Annotated in this window: 15 protein-coding genes; 7 read left to right on the top strand and 8 right to left on the bottom strand. The window is 68.2% G+C overall.

Going from position 1 to position 15,253, the window contains the following annotated elements:
• Window positions 1-65 precede the first annotated feature (65 nt).
• Window positions 66-1,598, bottom strand: a complete 1,533-nt coding sequence (locus ACUDCK_RS01485; RefSeq protein ID WP_054503654.1) for a hypothetical protein — start codon at window positions 1,596-1,598, stop codon at window positions 66-68.
• 222 nt (window positions 1,599-1,820) lie between these two features.
• On the opposite strand from ACUDCK_RS01485, the gene ACUDCK_RS01480 reads away from it, so the two are divergent.
• Entirely contained in the window at window positions 1,821-2,558 is a 738-nt protein-coding gene (locus tag ACUDCK_RS01480; protein WP_054503655.1) for a sulfite exporter TauE/SafE family protein, read from the top strand.
• A gap of 77 nt (window positions 2,559-2,635) precedes the next feature.
• On the top strand, window positions 2,636-3,352 hold the full coding sequence (locus tag ACUDCK_RS01475) for a GntR family transcriptional regulator (RefSeq protein WP_054503656.1): 717 nt from the start codon (window positions 2,636-2,638) through the stop codon (window positions 3,350-3,352).
• Between the two features lie 70 nt (window positions 3,353-3,422).
• On the opposite strand, the gene ACUDCK_RS01470 is transcribed toward ACUDCK_RS01475, so the two are convergent.
• The 4 genes from ACUDCK_RS01470 to ACUDCK_RS01455 all read right to left on the bottom strand — a co-directional run bounded on the left by ACUDCK_RS01470 (window position 3,423) and on the right by ACUDCK_RS01455 (window position 5,305).
• Window positions 3,423-3,773: a 2Fe-2S iron-sulfur cluster-binding protein gene (locus ACUDCK_RS01470; RefSeq protein WP_054503657.1), complete on the bottom strand. Its 351-nt coding sequence runs from the start codon at window positions 3,771-3,773 to the stop codon at window positions 3,423-3,425.
• Window positions 3,770-4,111 (bottom strand): ferredoxin, encoded by a 342-nt coding sequence (locus tag ACUDCK_RS01465; protein ID WP_081273588.1) that lies wholly within the window; start codon window positions 4,109-4,111, stop codon window positions 3,770-3,772. The genes ACUDCK_RS01470 and ACUDCK_RS01465 overlap by 4 nt, the downstream gene beginning before the upstream one ends.
• 61 nt (window positions 4,112-4,172) lie before the next feature.
• A complete protein-coding gene (locus tag ACUDCK_RS01460; RefSeq protein ID WP_054503658.1) occupies window positions 4,173-4,511 on the bottom strand; it encodes a 2Fe-2S iron-sulfur cluster-binding protein in 339 nt (112 codons plus the stop codon).
• A gap of 62 nt (window positions 4,512-4,573) precedes the next feature.
• Window positions 4,574-5,305 carry a TenA family transcriptional regulator gene (locus tag ACUDCK_RS01455; RefSeq protein WP_006387284.1) on the bottom strand — a complete coding sequence of 244 codons (732 nt, stop codon included), beginning with the start codon at window positions 5,303-5,305 and terminating at the stop codon, window positions 4,574-4,576.
• A 225-nt stretch (window positions 5,306-5,530) separates the two neighbouring features.
• On the opposite strand from ACUDCK_RS01455, the gene ACUDCK_RS01450 reads away from it, so the two are divergent.
• The gene (locus tag ACUDCK_RS01450) at window positions 5,531-5,740 is read left to right on the top strand and encodes a hypothetical protein (protein ID WP_054503659.1); all 210 of its coding nucleotides are present in this window, start codon (window positions 5,531-5,533) and stop codon (window positions 5,738-5,740) included.
• 97 nt (window positions 5,741-5,837) lie between these two features.
• Here ACUDCK_RS01450 and ACUDCK_RS01445 read toward each other — a convergent pair whose 3' ends face one another.
• Window positions 5,838-6,254 (bottom strand): ribosomal maturation YjgA family protein, encoded by a 417-nt coding sequence (locus tag ACUDCK_RS01445; RefSeq protein WP_054503660.1) that lies wholly within the window; start codon window positions 6,252-6,254, stop codon window positions 5,838-5,840.
• Between the two features lie 143 nt (window positions 6,255-6,397).
• Here ACUDCK_RS01445 and sorA point away from each other — a divergent pair, with 143 nt between their 5' ends.
• The 4 genes from sorA to ACUDCK_RS01425 all read left to right on the top strand — a co-directional run bounded on the left by sorA (window position 6,398) and on the right by ACUDCK_RS01425 (window position 11,873).
• Window positions 6,398-7,633, top strand: a complete 1,236-nt coding sequence (gene sorA, locus ACUDCK_RS01440) for a SorA family sulfite dehydrogenase catalytic subunit (RefSeq protein WP_175167244.1) — start codon at window positions 6,398-6,400, stop codon at window positions 7,631-7,633.
• Window positions 7,634-7,647: 14 nt separating this feature from the next.
• Entirely contained in the window at window positions 7,648-7,971 is a 324-nt protein-coding gene (gene sorB / locus ACUDCK_RS01435; RefSeq protein WP_054503662.1) for a SorB family sulfite dehydrogenase c-type cytochrome subunit, read from the top strand.
• Between the two features lie 118 nt (window positions 7,972-8,089).
• Complete coding sequence (locus ACUDCK_RS01430; protein WP_175167245.1) at window positions 8,090-9,793, top strand: MFS transporter; 1,704 nt, start codon at window positions 8,090-8,092, stop codon at window positions 9,791-9,793.
• Between the two features lie 16 nt (window positions 9,794-9,809).
• Window positions 9,810-11,873: a site-specific recombinase gene (locus ACUDCK_RS01425; RefSeq protein WP_175167246.1), complete on the top strand. Its 2,064-nt coding sequence runs from the start codon at window positions 9,810-9,812 to the stop codon at window positions 11,871-11,873.
• Between the two features lie 18 nt (window positions 11,874-11,891).
• Here the strand turns inward: ACUDCK_RS01425 and ACUDCK_RS01420 are convergent, their stop codons facing one another.
• Together ACUDCK_RS01420 and ACUDCK_RS01415 are read right to left on the bottom strand one after the other, a co-directional pair.
• Entirely contained in the window at window positions 11,892-12,869 is a 978-nt protein-coding gene (locus ACUDCK_RS01420) for a Csu type fimbrial protein (protein ID WP_445659285.1), read from the bottom strand.
• 8 nt (window positions 12,870-12,877) lie between these two features.
• Entirely contained in the window at window positions 12,878-15,223 is a 2,346-nt protein-coding gene (locus ACUDCK_RS01415; RefSeq protein WP_420867708.1) for a fimbria/pilus outer membrane usher protein, read from the bottom strand.
• Window positions 15,224-15,253: the final 30 nt, after the last annotated feature.

The raw sequence follows: 15,253 nt of genomic DNA, 5'->3' as shown, positions 1-15,253 counted from the left end.
AGGTAATTTCTGAACATTGTATACTTTAATCTAAATGGTTCGATCCACGTAAACCCGAACCGGCGTCAATGCCAGATCAGCACGGCGCAGATCGTGGACACGAACAGCGCCAGCAGCACGGGCAGCAGCAGCGCCCGCACCAGCGACAGCACGTGGACCCGCGCGAACCCCGCCACCGCGATCAGCGACGACCAGGCGATCAGGGTGCCGCCCCCGGTCCACACCGCGCCCATCTGGCCCACCGCCGCCAGCGTCGCCGGATCCACCCCGACCACCGGTCCCAGCGCGCCCGACAGCGTGCCGGTCAACGGCAGGCCGGCGAAACCCGAACCGTCGATGCCGGTGATCATCCCCACCAGCAGCACGCCGAACGCCACCAGGAAATGGTTCTCCGGGATCAGGTGCTGGCCCGCCGAGATCACTTCGAACAACAGCCCGGGAGCCTGGGCCTGCGGCATGCCCAGGATCTGCGCGGCCGTCTCGTTGGCGCCGACGAAGAAGAAGCCGGCGATCGGCAGCACCGAGCCCATCGCCTTGAAGGCGAACACGAAGCCGTCGGTGACGTGCTCGGGGCAGACGTCCAGCATCTTGCGCGGCCCTTCGGCCGCCAGCGTCACCAGCATCATCACCACGAACGCCACGCCGCCCACCAGCGCCGCCGCGTCGCCGCCGCGCAGCGCAGGCAGCGACGGGAACAGCCGCGGCAGCACCATCACCGCGATCACGCCCAGGAAGGCCAGCGGCGTCACCACCGCGAACACGCGCGACCAGCGCACCCGGCGCCGTTCCTCGTCGTTCAGCCCCGGGCCGCGCGGCAGCGCCGGGTTCGCACCCATGGTGCCGCGCGCGAGTTCGGCCTTGTCGAACGATCCTGAGTGCTCGATCTCGGCCAGGCTGCCGTCCTGGGCGCGCGCCTGCCAGGCCGACAACAGGCCCGGGTCGGCCGGCACGATGTGCTTGCGCACCAGCAGGTAGGCGACGGTCAACGCCACCGCGCCGGTGATCAGCGACAGCACCAGCGCGCGGTCCGCCACCACCGCGGCGCTGACCGCGGCGCCCGCGGCCTTGGCGCTGATGCCGGGCGCCACGCCAATCACGTAGTCGGACGACAGCGCCATGCCCTGACCGGCGATGGCGATCGCCATGGCCCCCGCCAGCGGCGGCAGCCCGGCCGCGATGGCCGCCGGCAGCAGGATCGCCGAGACCAGGGGCACCGCCGGCGTCGGCCAGAAGAACAGCGAGATCACATAGGTACAGAGGGCGATGATGAGGAACGACGAATGGCCGCCGCGCATCACCCGCCGGAACGGCTGCACCATGCGCACGTCCGCCTGCAGCGTCTTGAGCGCATTGAGCAGGGCGGTCATGAAGGTGATGACCAGGAAGATGTTGAAAAGCTCTTTGGCGGCCACGAAGCTGGCCGAGAAGATGCCGATCAGCGCGCTGATCGGGTTGCCGGTGATGGCCAGCACCACCAGAAAGGTGCCGATGACCGACGGCACCACCACATTGGCCCGCAGGATCATCGTCAGGATGATGGCGGCGACGCTGACCAGGTACATCCAGTGAGCGGCGTTGAGGACGACGTCCGATTGCATGCGCTATTCCCCTTGTGACGTGGCTGTTGAATCGCCACTTCGGTATACTATATTTCGTTATGCGTCATACCAACCGAAATATGCATCGCCTAGGGAAACCGATAATTCTGAAATTTCGATGAATATTCGAGGAAAATCAGTGCATTAAGTTGGCGCATAGGCCCAATCTTGGTGCATGGGCGATTTTGATTCAGACTACGGTATACAAAAAGAGACTGCTGCATGCCCATCGCCGTTCCCGATCTCTGGCATTTCGCCGCCATGGCCGCGGTCGTCTTCGGCGCCGCGCTGGCGCAGGGCGTGGGCGGCATCGGCTTTGCCATGTTCGCCGCGCCGGTGGCGGCGCTGTGCTTTCCGCAGTTGGCGCCCGGCCCGCTGCTGACGCTGGGCGGCTTCATCTCGCTGCTGACCGCGCTGCGCGAACGCGGCGCGATCGACTGGCCGGCGGTCGGCTATGCCCTGACCGGGCGCGCCGCCGGCACCCTGATCGCCATCTACGCCATGGCGCGCTTCGCGCCGCAGGCGCTGGGCCTGCTGTTCGCCGCCATGATCCTGGCCGCCGTCGGACTCAGCGCCGCCGGCCTGCGCTTTGCCGCCACCCCCGGCCGGGTCTCGGGCGCCGGCGTGGCCTCGGGCATCATGGGCACCATGACCTCAGTGGGCGCCCCGCCGATTGCCCTGGTGTTGCAGCACGCCGAGCCGCCGCGGCTGCGCGCCACGCTGGGCATGGTGCTTTTCCTGGGGTCGATCTTCTCGCTGGCGATGCTGGCGCTGGCCGACCGCTACACCGGTTACCACGCCGCGCTGGCGCTCAGCCTGGCGCCGTTCCTGCTGGCCGGCTTCGCGGTTTCCGGCCGGCTGCGCTCGCGGCTGCCGCCGCGCGCGGTGCGCGCCGTGCTGCTGGCCGCCTGCGCCATCGGCGCGCTCGGGGTGATCGCCAAGGCCCTGTGGCTCGGCTGACGCCACTCGCCAACACCGTCGACGCGCCGCCCGGTAATACAATGAAGACTGTATCCATTCCGCCAGACCCGCTCGCCATGACCACTTCGCCCGTCAGCTCGCAAGCCGTAGACATGCAGCAATCTGCTCCGCTGAAGATCGGCGAGCAGCACCCGCAGTTGTTCGCGGTCATCCGCGACAAGCTGCGCGAGCGCATCCTCAGCGGCGAATTCACGCCGGGCGACCGCCTGGTCGAAGGACGCCTGTCGGAGGAAATGGGCGTGTCGCGCATCCCGGTGCGCGAAGCGCTGCGGGCGCTGGCCGCCGAAGGGCTGGTCACCATCGAGCCGCGCCGCGGCGCGTCGGTGTCGGTGCTGTCGGACGCGGTGGCCTACGACATGGTGGAAGTGCGCGCCACGCTGGAAGGCCTGAACGCCAAGCTGGCCGCGCAACGCCGCGACGACAAGACCGTCGAACGCCTGCAGGCGTTCCTGCGCGAAGGCACCGAGGCCGCGCGCAGCGAGCAGTTGGACAAGTTCCTGGCGCTGAATTCGCAGTTCCACGAAATGCTGGCCACCATCGGCGGCAACGTGGTGCTGACCGACCTGATGCGTTCGCTGCGCGACCGCACCGCGCTCTTGTTCGCCCCCAGCAACATGCACCGCGCCAAGCAGAACTGGGACGAGCACTCGCAGATCCTGAACGCCGTCATCGCCGGCAACGGCGACCTGGCAGCGCTGCTGGCCAGCCAGCACGTGCACAACGCCGCCAAGGCCTACACCGAGACGCGCCAGGCGCACTCATCGGCCGCCTGAGCGCGGGCGCGGCACCCCGGCGCGTTCGCCGCCGCCCGACCGTTGCGATGTGGCGGCCAGCGCGCGACCGTCATGGCGCGGCGGGCGCCGCTTGCGCCGCCGCGTCCGTCACCACGCCCTTGCCGTCGCGCACCACCCACGACACGGCCACATCGCCCAGCACGAAGGTCTGGCAAGCCATGCGATAGCCGGCCTCGAAGTCCTCGGGCCGCAGGTGCTTGCGTTCCTTGGGCTTGATGGCGTCGGTGTTCTCGATCCCCTGCTCGATGCGGCACTTGCAGGTGCCGCACAGGCCGCCGCCGCACTTGAAAGGAATGCCACCCTTTTCCTTCAGCGACACCCGCAGCAGATTGCTATTCTCCGGGGCCTCGGCCACCTTGCCGCCATTCGATATAAACGTGATCTTGACCATGCTGCTCATTGCTCCGCGGCGACGCGGTCGGGATGCCGCGTCAGGGTGGTATCGATGCTGCCGAAGCGGGTCAGGTGGATAAGCTCCTGGCGCGCGGCGTCCAGCGACGCGAAGGCCTCCAGGAACTTGGACGGCACCCGGTTCACCACATAGGGCGGCGTTTCCTCGGTGACCACCAGCCGGCTCGGTCCGCGCAGCCGCGCGATGCTGAAGACGGCGCGCAGGCGGCCATCGCAGGCGTAGTCGTAGGTCTCGACGATCTCGGCCAGCGCGTCCGCCTCGGTGCGGTACACGCCCGGCTTGGACGTCAGAATCACGAACACGGCGTCATTCGCGTCGCGGGTCATGCGGGGTTCCTTTGCGGATTGTGTTCGGGGAGGGCCTGGCGGCTGCCGCCGTGGACGACGGCTAGCGCTGCTCGGCGGCGGCAACGACCTCGCGCGGCGGCGCCGTCTCGACGTCCTGCGCCAGTTCGATATCGTGGTCGAGCCATAGCTGGCAGGCCAGCCGGTAACCCGCGTCGATGCGCTCGCCCAACTGCTTCTTTTCCTTCCAGTTCACCGGCGGCAGGTGTTCCCCCCCCGACAGCACGCGGCAGGCGCATTTGGCGCATTTGCCCATGCCGCATTCGTAACGCAGGTGCGGAAAGGGAAACTGCCGGATGCCGGCGCGCACCACCAGGTTGGCGTTGTCCGGCACCACCCCGGTATGGGTCTGGCCGTCTTTGTGGAATACGACGGTAGGCATGGATCAGGTATCCGGTAGCGCCCGCCGCCGCCCGCGCGGGCGGACGGCGGCGGGCTGGGGACTCAGGCGGCCAGGCCGAGCTCGGGCAGCGCGATTTCCTGCTGCACGTAGTCGGTATAGAGCGCGGTGGTGTAAAGCAGCCGCATCTGCGCGCCGATCTCGCAGATCTTCAGGCAGCGCTGCTGCAGCTCCACCGTGTTGGCGTGCTCCAGCACGATCTGGTAGCCGCGCTCGCCATGGATCTCGTCGGACACGATGTGCAGATCGAAGAACTCGACTTCCTCGTCGGTGAAGCCATATTTCTCGCGCAGGGTCGGCGTCTGCTTGCGGTAGATCGACGGCACCTGCGATTCCAGTCCCACCACCAGGCCGGCCACGGCCACGATCGGGTCTTCGCGCATCGCCACGGCGTAGCACCAGCTTTGCAGCGCTCGCGTGGTGGGCGACATGTTGTCCGGATTGGTGACCCGTTCGCGGGTGGTGCCGCAGGCCTCGGCGAAGCGGATCAGCAGGTCGGTATGGCGGTCGCCGCCAATTTCCTCTTCATACATGTTGGCCAGCAGAAAATCCTTGGCCTCGGTGTAGGTGTCAGGCGTGCGGGCGTACAGGTAGCCCAGGTAGTCGGCGAACGGGCCGACGTAGTGGTAGTGGTTCTCGGCCCAGCGCGACAGGTGTTCGCGGCTGAGCTTGCCTTCGGCCCAGGCGATCGAGAACGGCGAGGCATTGGCGCTCTTGCCCTTGATTGCGTTTTCCAACGCGGTACGGAATTCATCTCGGTTCATCAGTTCAGCCATGACACGCTCCAGGTCTGGTGAGGGAGGGGCGGCCGAAGTCTTCGACCGATTATGAACATTGTATACCGTCTACCGTTTTGATCGACTAGGGTATTCCCGTTGCGGGTCGCCCATAAAAGGGACGGCCTCCTCTGGTATCAAGGACTTGGCGCCGGTTGCCACGGTTGGCGGCGAGGGCGACCGACTGGTACAATGAATACACTTTCAATGCAATACGGAAATACCATGACCACCCGCCATCCCCTGGGAGACGCCCCCATCGGCCAGCAGTTGCTGGCGCACTACGCCGGCCGCGATGCCGTGCGCCATGCCACGCCCCTGTTCCCCTCGTCGTGGTCGGAATGCCTGGCGCCGTTCCGCAACGCCCGGCTGCGGCCGCAAGCCGCGCCGTCGGCCCAGGCCGACAAGCGCACCCCGGCCATCCAGCCGGGCTGACGCCGGCCGCCTGCGTTCCCGTCACGACGGGCGCGATCCATCCGGGGCGCCTCGCGCGCCCCGTCGCCTGAAAATTGATTGCTCGAGGCCCGACGGCCTAGGTCCCGGCGACCCGGGAGCCGACCGATTGGCGACCCGACTGCCACCGCCGCCGCGCCCCGGCCAGCAGTAGCACCAGGAAGAACCCCAGCGTGTAGGCCAGCACATCCCACCAGTCCGGCACGCTGCCCAGCAGGATGCGCAGCACCGGCTGTTCCAGGCGCCAGCCGAACAGCCGCGCCAGGTACTGTCCGAACTCCACCGCGTAGCCGGTCAACAGCGCGGCGATGGCCAGCGGCAGCACGCCGGCACGGATGAAGCTGCGATACACCAGATAGGCCCACCCCACCGCCACCACATCGCCCACGAACCCGCGCAACAGTGGGTAGGGCTTGCCCAGGGTGGCGATCAGCGCCTCCACCACGGTCACGGCAAGCAGGGCGGCGAACGCCGATCGGTCGAAGGTCAGTCGCATCGGGAGGTCAGGCGCGCGGGGCGCGGAAAACGCGGTTATTGGAACGGCCGACGCAACTGTTAACGCATTTGTCAGGCCGGCGGGCGTAGCCTGATTCGACCACGCCGCAGGCGAGGGTACTAGAAAAACACGAGGAGACATGCATGAGCGCATTCGATACGGATGGGCGCAGGCGCTTCCTGCGCCAAGCCTGTACCCTGGGCGCGACCGGCACACTCGCCGGCCACGCCCTCGCCAGCCTGGCGGCCCCCGCCACCGTCACCCTGCCATTCGCCAATGGCGAACGCGACCTGATCGCCTACCCCCAAAAACGCCCCCTGATCCGCCAGACATCGCGGCCGCCGCAGTTGGAAACGCCGTTCGCGGTCTTCAACGACAGCGTGATCACGCCCAATGACGCCTTCTTCGTGCGCTATCACCTGGGCAACATCCCCACCGCCATCGATGCCGCCGCCTACCGGCTGCGCATCGGCGGGCGGGTAAACACGCCGCTGGAACTGTCGCTGGCGGACCTGAAGCAGCAATTCGGCCAGCCGGTCGAGCTGGTGGCCGTAACCCAGTGTTCCGGCAACAGCCGCGGCTTCTTCGAGCCGCGCGTGGGCGGCGGCCAGCTCGGCAATGGCGCCATGGGCAACGCCCGCTGGCTCGGCATCCCGCTCAAGCGCGTGCTGGAGAAGGCCGGCATCCAGGCCGGCGCGCGCCAGGTCACGTTCCAGGGGCTCGACCGCCCGGTGCTGCAGGGCACGCCCGCCTTCGTCAAGGCGCTGGACGCGGCCCATGCGCTGGACGGCGAGGTGATGCTGGCCTACGCCATGAACGGCGCCGACCTGCCGATGCTCAATGGCTATCCCGTGCGGCTGGTGGTGCCCGGCTATTACGGCACGTACTGGGTCAAGCACCTGGCGGACATCCAGGTGCTTGACCAGGAGTTCGACGGCTTCTGGATGCAGAAGGCCTATCGCATCCCCGACAACGACTGCGCCTGTACGCCCGCGGGCAAGGCGCCGGAGAAGACCCGCCCCATCGGCCGCTACAACGTGCGCAGCTTCATCACCAGCCTGGCCGATGGCGCCCGCGTCGCCAAGGGCGCACGGATGCAGGTGCGCGGCATCGCCTTCGACGGCGGCCGCGGCATCCGCGAGGTGCAGTTCTCGGCCGACGACGGCAAGACCTGGCACGCCGCCACGCTGGGCCCGGATCTGGGACGCTACTCCTTCCGCGAATGGCATGCCGACTTCACGCCGGCCCGGGCCGGCCGCTACGCGCTCAAGGTGCGCGCCACCAACCAGGCCGGCGACACCCAACCACTGGAACCGCTGTGGAATCCGGCCGGCTACATGCGCAACGTGGTCGAAACCGTGCGCATCGACGCCGCCTGAGCCAGGAGCCCGCCATGATCCCCTTCGCCCGCCTTGCCCTGGCGCTGGCCGCCGCCGGCGCCGTCGCGCCCGCGTACGCCCTGGACATCCAGTTGCCCCAGGAAACCGCCACGCTGCATCCCGGCGCCGGCCCCGGCGCCCAGGCCGCCACCCTGTGCCTGATGTGCCATTCGGTCGATTACCTGTCATCTCAGCCGCCCATGCCCCTGGGCTTCTGGGATGCCGAGGTCAGAAAGATGGTCGGCACCTACGGGGCGCCGATTCCGGCCGAACAGGTCCCTCTGATCGTCGAGTACCTGAACCAGGCCTACCCCGGCCCGGCCCCCGCCAAACCCTGATCGCGTCCGCCGCGCCGCGCTCGACGGGCGCGCGGCGTCTTGCCTTAACCCGGACCCTCAATAGGCGTACCATTGGACAGCCCCCGCCCGCCGTCGCCGGGCGATCACCGAGGCTTCCATGCTCCAGCCCGTTTCGGCCAACAACGATCTGCCTCCTTCCTCGCCGGGCGCGGCCGCCGCCGCCCCCAAACCCGTCCTGCGGGTCAGCACGCTATCCCCCTTCGCCTTCCCGGCGTTCCGCATCATCTGGATCGCCAACCTGTTCGCCAACCTGGGCACCTGGGCGCAATCGGTCGCCGCGGCCTGGGTCATCACCACAGAGCAGAGCAGCCCGCTGATGGTCGCCATGATCCAGGTGGCCGCCGCCTTCCCGCTGGTGGCGCTGTCGATCCTGACCGGCGTGCTGGCCGACAACTACGACCGCCGCAAGGTCATGCTGGTCGGCATGCTCCTCGAGCTGGCCGGCGGCATCTTCATCACCGTGCTGGCGTTCATCGGCCTGCTGCACCCCATCACCCTGATCGTGTCGGTCTTCTGCATCGCCATCGGCAGCGCCATCGTCACCCCCGCCTGGCAGGCGGCGGTGGGCGAGCAGGTGCCGCGCGAGCACATCGGCAGCGCGGTGCTGCTCAACAGCGTCAACTACAACGTGGCGCGCGCGGTGGGGCCGGCCATCGGCGGCCTGCTGCTGGGCGCCGCTGGCGCGCCTGTCGTGTTCCTGCTGAACTGCGTCTGCTACGGCAGCCTGATCTGGGCCATCTGGCGCTGGCGCCGCGATGTGCCGCCACGGCGGCTGCCGCCCGAACGGCTGCTCGAAGGCGTGGTCGCCGCCCTGCGCTACACCCAGCATTCCACCGTGACGCGCGTGGTGATGCTGCGCGCCTTCGCCTTCGGTCTGTCGGCCAGCGCGCTGTGGGCGCTGCTGCCGCTGCTGGCGTACGCCCACGAAACCGGCAACGCGTTGCTGTACGGCTACATGCTGGGCGCGCTCGGCGTCGGCGCCATCCTCGGCAGCGCCGTGGTGCGTCGCCTGCAGGCGGCCTGGGGCGCCAGCGGGCTGGTGACGGTCGCCGCGGGACTGCTGGCCGCCTGCCTGCTGATGCTGGGCCTGACCAGCACGCTGTGGCTGGCGTTTCCGGCGCTGCTGGTGTCCGGCGCCTGCTGGATCGGCGTGCTGGCCACCTACAACACCACCGTGCAGATGCTGGTGCCCGACTGGGTCAAGGCGCGCTCGCTGGCGCTCTACCAGACGGCGATCTTCGGCGGGCTCGCGGCGGGCTCGTTCATGTGGGGCCACTTCGCCGGCACCATGGGCGTGTCCGGCGCGCTGTCGGCGGCGGGCGTGATGCTGGCCATCACCGTCGCGCTGCTGTACCGCTCGCGGCTGCCGGAGCAGGTCAACACGCAATCGCTGGCGCGCGCCGACGCCACCGAACCGGCGCTCTCGGCCGCCGGCTTCGACACCCGGCACGGCGCCGTGCTGGTGGCGGTGCAATACCTGATCCCCAGGGAAAAGCTGTCGGCCCTGATCGACGCGGCGCGGCCGTTGCGCCTGTTGCGGCTGCGCAATGGCGCGCAGCAATGGCAGTTGTTCCGCGACCTGGAGCGCGACGGCATCTGGCGGGAAGTGTTCCTGGTGGAAAGCTGGATGCAATACCTGCGCATGATCGACCGCATGACGCTGGCAGACAAAATGGTGCTGGACGGCCTGCTGGCGCTGCATGAGGGCGACACGCCGCCAGTGGTGTCGCGCAACGTCAGCTATCTGGCAATGAACGAGGCGCAGGGCTTCTCGCTGCGCCGGGAACCCGAATCCCTCTGACCCGCGAGGTCCGACCATGGCGATCTCCCTCTGGCGTAAATGGCGCGCAGCGCGCCATGGCGGCCCGCAACTGGACACCCTGCTGGCGAGCGCCGACCCGGACGCGCCCCTGGCGCAGCGCAACCTCTGGATGGTCGACCTGTGCCGCTGGATCGACCGCCCCGCGCGCGACCCGGCCGAGGACGGACGCCATCCGCAACACGCCCGCCTGCGCTACGTGCTGCAGGTGCTCGAGAATAATCCGGCGCTGGCGGCGCCGGTGGCCGCCACGCTGCGCTCGCTCATCACCGACAACGACCCCACTTCGCTGCTGTGCGATACCGGCGTGGCCTCGCACCCCGGTTTCTGGGGCGAGTTCTGGGAACGGGCGCAAGCGCGGCTGCTGCCGCCCCCGCCCAATCGCAGCGACATGTTCGGCCTGTTCTCGCTGATCTTCCGCAAGGCCCACGACGCCGCCTGGATCGAAGCCCTGGACGAGCAGACCCGCGCCCGCCTGCGCCGGCTGCTGCGGCAGGGCGACGGCCTTGCCCACGCCGACCCGATGGCGCCCGAGCCACCGCCGCAGCACCTGGTCGAGGCCCTGACCAGCAGCATCCAGGTCCTGGCCAGCCAGGTGCGCGCCACCGGCCTGAGCCAGGACATCCGCAGCCGCCTGCCGGGCCGGGTGCGCGAGAGTCCATTCTTCGCGTTGGCCGGCGCCGCGGCGGAACTCTGCGACAGCGGCCCGGATACGCCGCGCGACGTCTTCGGCAGGCGGCTGAACGTGTTCCGGGCGTTGCTGGACAGTTGCCGCGACGCCACCCGCGGCGTCTACGCCGAGCTGGAACAGAACGGCGTATCGGTCGAAGTGGTGTTCCAGATCGAGCGCATGAAGCTGCGGCTGGCCCGCATCGAACTGCTTCTGGGCGTGTGGGTCGATCCCACCCAGCGCAACAAGTATGCCCACCTGATCGCCGAACTGGTCCGTTCGACCCAGGCGCGCAGCAGCATCCGTCACCTGGCGGCGTCGTCGTTCGCGCAACTGGCGCGGCGCGTCATGGACCGCACCGCCGAGACCGGCGAGCACTACATCGCCCGCGACGCCGCCGAATACCTGTCGATGCTGAAGGCATCGGCGGGCGGCGGCCTGGTGATGGTGCTGACCGTCTACCTGAAGTTCTTCATCGTCTCGCTGCACCTGGACAAGTTCATCGAGGGCCTGCTGGCCTCGCTCAACTATGCCGGCGGCTTCCTGGCGATCCATTTCGCGCATTTCACGCTGGCCACCAAGCAGCCGGCCATGACCGGCCCGGCGCTGGCGCACCGGCTCGACGAGGCCAACACCCCCGAAGGTCGCGAGGCCTTCCTGGACGACACCCTGTCGATGATCCGCTCGAACGCGGCGGCTATCCTGGGCAACCTGGCCGTGGTGTTCCCGCTGGCGTGGGCCGTGCAGTGGGTGGCGCAGCATTGGCTGCAACGGCCCCTGATCGATGCCGAGAAGGCTCAGGCCACGCTGGACTCGTTTTCCCTGTGGGGACCGACGCCGATCTACGCCGCCGCCACCGCCGTGCTGCTGTGGCTGTCCAGCCTGATCGCGGGCTGGGCCGACAACTGGTTCGCCCTGCATCGCGTGCACGACGTCATGGCCTACGACCGCCGCATCCGCCATCTGTTCGGCGCGCGCGGCGCGGCGCGCTGGGCTGGCTTCTGGCAGCGCAACATCTCGGGCATCGCCGGCAACGTGTCGCTCGGGCTGATGCTGGGCCTGGGACCGGCCATCGTCAGCTTCTTCGGTCCCCACGTCGAAGTCCGCCACGTCACGCTCAGCGCCGGCCAGATCGGTTCAGCCATCGGCGCGCTGGGATGGGAAGTCGTGCACACGCATGCGTTCTGGATGGCGGTGGCGGGCACCGCCGTGACCGGGCTGTTGAATGTCGGGGTGAGTTTCGCGCTGGCCTTCAATGTCGCGCTGCGCTCGCGCAACCTGCGCCGCGGCGATCGGCAGGCGCTGGCGCTGGGAGTGCGCCAACGCATCTGGCAACGGCCGGCCACGCTGTTCTGGCCGGTCAAGCCGCGCGTCGCGCCGCCCGCGGCCTGATGCCGGGCGCGGCGCCACTCAGAAAGTGATGGTGACCAGCACGGTGTCCTTGTAATTGCCGGGGCGAGGCGTCGTCTGCGCGGGCACCCGCCCATACACGGTGAACACCTGATTGGCGCCGGTGCCTGTGCGGTTGAGCGTGGTGCCTCCGGTCACGCCGTCGCCCCAGACCGTCGCGTAGTTCGCATCCTGGTAAAGCTGATAGCCGACCGTATCGGCCTGTGTCTCATGCTTCATCTTGCGCGCCGACACATTGTTGGCCACCGAGCCGCCATTGAGCGCGACCGCAAACGCATTGCTGTTGGTGCATCGCACCGTGACCTGCGCATTCCCGGTGACGGCCTGATTGAGCAGACCCTGCGGCGGGAACGCCAGGTTGGTGGTGTTGATCGTGCAGTTCTTCTGCACCGTGGCCTGCACGGTCAGCGGGATGGACAGCCGCTGGGTCGGCGCGGCGATCGGGCAATTCACCAGCAGGGAGGCCAGCAACCCGATGGCGATATCCACATAGCCGGTGGTGGTGTAGCTCTCGCTGTAGAGCGTATTGGCGTTGCCGACGGTCGAGACCGTGTTCTGGCCGCCGGGCAGCTTGGCATAATAGGAAAACGTCGCCGACGCGTTGCCCCCCAGCGCGGGCCCGCTCAGCAGCACCGAGGTCGGCGCCGTCGTGCCCGCGGTGCTCCACACCTGAGTGTGGCCGCTGTCCGTGTATAGGTTGTAATTCATGCGCAAGGCGCCCGCGCCCAGGGCCCTTGCCGCGGTGCTGGGGCTGGTGTTGCCCACGCCCATGTAGAAGCACAGCCGCGCGCCCAGCGCCAGCGCGGTGAAATTGCAATTGACGACGACGCTGTTGGCATCCGCGAAGGTATCAGTGGCCAACAGCGGATTGACCGAGCCGAAGTTGATCGTCGACGTCGTGCCCGCCCCCAACGAGCATGAACTGGCCTGCGCATCGACGGTCGCGCCCAGCCCGAGCAAGGCACCCAGAACGAACAAGGCGGATTTCATTGGCCGGGCTCCTTCAGCGGCTGGCATACGAACGGCCCCAGCGTGGGCAGCGGGCGCGCCGGATCGTGACGGTATGGAAATTCCGCCACGCACGACACGCCGCTGCCTTTCACGCGCAAATGATTCTCGACCTGCAGGTCTTCGACAAAAGCGATGCCGTCGTAGCCCACCACCGACTGCTTGCCGCTTTCGACGTGCGCGACCCGCGCCCCCACCGGCAACACCGAGCCGTCCGGCAGGTGCAGGATGACCGACGCCGCGGCATAGCGTTGCAACTGGAACTTGACCAGCACGCCGGACCCCGCCTGCGGCACCGCCACCGCCTTGGTCGACTCCAGTTTCATGTCGACCGGCAGTTCGTCCGGATCGATGGACAGGCGGTTGATCTGATAGGAATTCAGGTCCGGCACCAGCAGGTGGCCCGCGCTGTTGGTGCGGCCCAGCTTGCGGTTCTCGTGCAGCACCGCCACGTCCGGCGTGCCGTCGGTGCTGACCAGCGCGAAGCCGTCGTTGATCCGGCGCGACGGCGTCAGCGAACCATCCATCAGCACCACCGCGCCGACGGCCTGCAGCGCCGCCTGACTCTTGCCGCCGTAGTCCTGCCCCAGCGCGGTCAACTGGCCATAGCGGCCCAGGAACTGCAGCTTGCCCTGGTTGTACTGCCTGCCGCCGCTGCGGCCATTCTCCACGCCCCAGCCCCAGCCGCCGTCGTAATCCACATTGCGCTGCGCGCCGGCGCTATAGGTATCCTGCTCACCCTGACGGCCGACCGAGGCGTTGAACTGCGTGTTGTCGCCCAGCAGGATGGAAAAGCCGAGATAGACGCCGTGTGAATTGGTCTGCGCGAAATCGTTGTACGCGCTGAGGTTCATGGATACGCGGCTGTGCAGATTGGCGGTGTACGAGGCCGACCCGATCTTGGCGGCCGGCACCTGCGGCATGCGAAAGCCGATGTAGCTCAGCGACACGCTCTGCGACTGGGTCAGCGGCAGCGAGAACGTGACGCGGTCGGTCTGCCGCGGCACCGGCGCGTCCTCGCGCGAGCCCAGGTCGCCGTAATTTCCCAGGGCGCGCACCGTTTGCAATTCGACGCTGAAGGCCGGCTCGACGTATTGGTAGCCCAGGCTGACCTGGCCGCCGTCGTAGTGGCCCGCGCTGCCGGACAGCGCGCCATTGACCACGCCCGCCTGTCCCAGCCTGACGAGCGCGCCCGCGCCGACGTTGTAGACGCCGGCGCTCATTTCACTGTGGCCCTCCAGGGTCAGCGCATCGTCCAGGCCATAACCCCCCGACGCCGTGACGGCGGGCCGCTTGTCGTAGTCGAACGAGCGCACGCTGAACTGGCGCCGCGCGAAGCCGGCCTCGACGGAATAGCTGGACAGGCCGGCCGCCAGCATGCGCGTATCGATGTAGAGCGGCACCGAGGTGCTGACGCTGCGTCCCAGCGCGTCGCGCGTGACCAGCGTGGCCTGGCCCGATCCCGTGACGCCGGGAATCTGGTTGACCACGAAAGGGCCGGCCGGGACGTTGCCCGAATACTGCTGCACGCCATTGACGTACAGGGACACGGAGGAGGGCACCACCGATGAAGCGCTCAGGGACGACACCGGGAATGTCACCAGATCCGGACGCAAGGCGAAATTGCGCCCCCACTGGACTCCGGCCACCCGCACCGAGCGCGACCAGTTCAACGACGAGGTGATGGTGTCGCCGACCCGCAGCGTGCGCAACGTGTCCTGGTCGGAATGGGTCCAGTAGGTGTCATAGCGGATGTAGCGGTCGGCCCGACCGCCGAGGTAGGCCGTGCCGGTGTTGTTGAACGTGCCGCGCGGATCGAAGTAGCGCTGCTCGGTGTACATCGACACCTTGTTGTAGGCATCGGTCTGCGCATAGGCCTCGTAGTTCAGGACCAGCCCGCGGCCCGAGGTGGCGCGCGGTGTCTGCGGCAAGCCGCGGGTATCCACCTGGAATGGGAGGCGCAACGCGTCGGGCACCACCAGATTCACCGTCTGCATGGCGGCGTTGTAGGTGTAGCGCAGGCCGGCAATGTCATCGAGCGGGATCTCGCTGTCGCGGGGCGCGCCGAGCTTGCTCACGTCCACCCCGATGGACCCCAGCGCCCCCGGGCTGGCGGACAGCCGGCCCTGCGCATCCCGGAAACGCAATAGCTGCGTGGTATTCACGCCGTTGATACTTACCTCCAAATACACATCGCGCTCGGCGATATTGCCGAACGACACCAGTTGGATGGGCAAATCCGCCGCCGCCGACGTCGCGCCGGACAGTGCGAGCGCGAGGCGGCAGGCGCAGCGCCCGCAAGCACGGATCGCACGTACTGCCATGGGCTGCCTTCTCTTACCCCAACGGCCGCC

The sequence above is a fragment of the Achromobacter sp. CF-sbj1-Ac2-l genome (genome assembly GCF_052698165.1).
This window is presented reverse-complemented; position numbering and strand designations above follow the sequence as displayed.

Bases quoted from the DNA above. Each gene is read 5' to 3' on its own strand.
- ACUDCK_RS01485 (WP_054503654.1), bottom strand. From the start codon at position 1,598: ATGCAATCGGACGTCGTCCTCAACGCCGCTCACTGGATGTACCTGGTC.
- ACUDCK_RS01480 (WP_054503655.1), top strand. From the start codon at position 1,821: ATGCCCATCGCCGTTCCCGATCTCTGGCATTTCGCCGCCATGGCCGCG.
- ACUDCK_RS01475 (WP_054503656.1), top strand. From the start codon at position 2,636: ATGACCACTTCGCCCGTCAGCTCGCAAGCCGTAGACATGCAGCAATCT.
- ACUDCK_RS01470 (WP_054503657.1), bottom strand. From the start codon at position 3,773: ATGAGCAGCATGGTCAAGATCACGTTTATATCGAATGGCGGCAAGGTG.
- ACUDCK_RS01465 (WP_081273588.1), bottom strand. From the start codon at position 4,111: ATGACCCGCGACGCGAATGACGCCGTGTTCGTGATTCTGACGTCCAAG.
- ACUDCK_RS01460 (WP_054503658.1), bottom strand. From the start codon at position 4,511: ATGCCTACCGTCGTATTCCACAAAGACGGCCAGACCCATACCGGGGTG.
- ACUDCK_RS01455 (WP_006387284.1), bottom strand. From the start codon at position 5,305: ATGGCTGAACTGATGAACCGAGATGAATTCCGTACCGCGTTGGAAAAC.
- ACUDCK_RS01450 (WP_054503659.1), top strand. From the start codon at position 5,531: ATGACCACCCGCCATCCCCTGGGAGACGCCCCCATCGGCCAGCAGTTG.
- ACUDCK_RS01445 (WP_054503660.1), bottom strand. From the start codon at position 6,254: ATGCGACTGACCTTCGACCGATCGGCGTTCGCCGCCCTGCTTGCCGTG.
- sorA (WP_175167244.1), top strand. From the start codon at position 6,398: ATGAGCGCATTCGATACGGATGGGCGCAGGCGCTTCCTGCGCCAAGCC.
- sorB (WP_054503662.1), top strand. From the start codon at position 7,648: ATGATCCCCTTCGCCCGCCTTGCCCTGGCGCTGGCCGCCGCCGGCGCC.
- ACUDCK_RS01430 (WP_175167245.1), top strand. From the start codon at position 8,090: ATGCTCCAGCCCGTTTCGGCCAACAACGATCTGCCTCCTTCCTCGCCG.
- ACUDCK_RS01425 (WP_175167246.1), top strand. From the start codon at position 9,810: ATGGCGATCTCCCTCTGGCGTAAATGGCGCGCAGCGCGCCATGGCGGC.
- ACUDCK_RS01415 (WP_420867708.1), bottom strand. From the start codon at position 15,223: ATGGCAGTACGTGCGATCCGTGCTTGCGGGCGCTGCGCCTGCCGCCTC.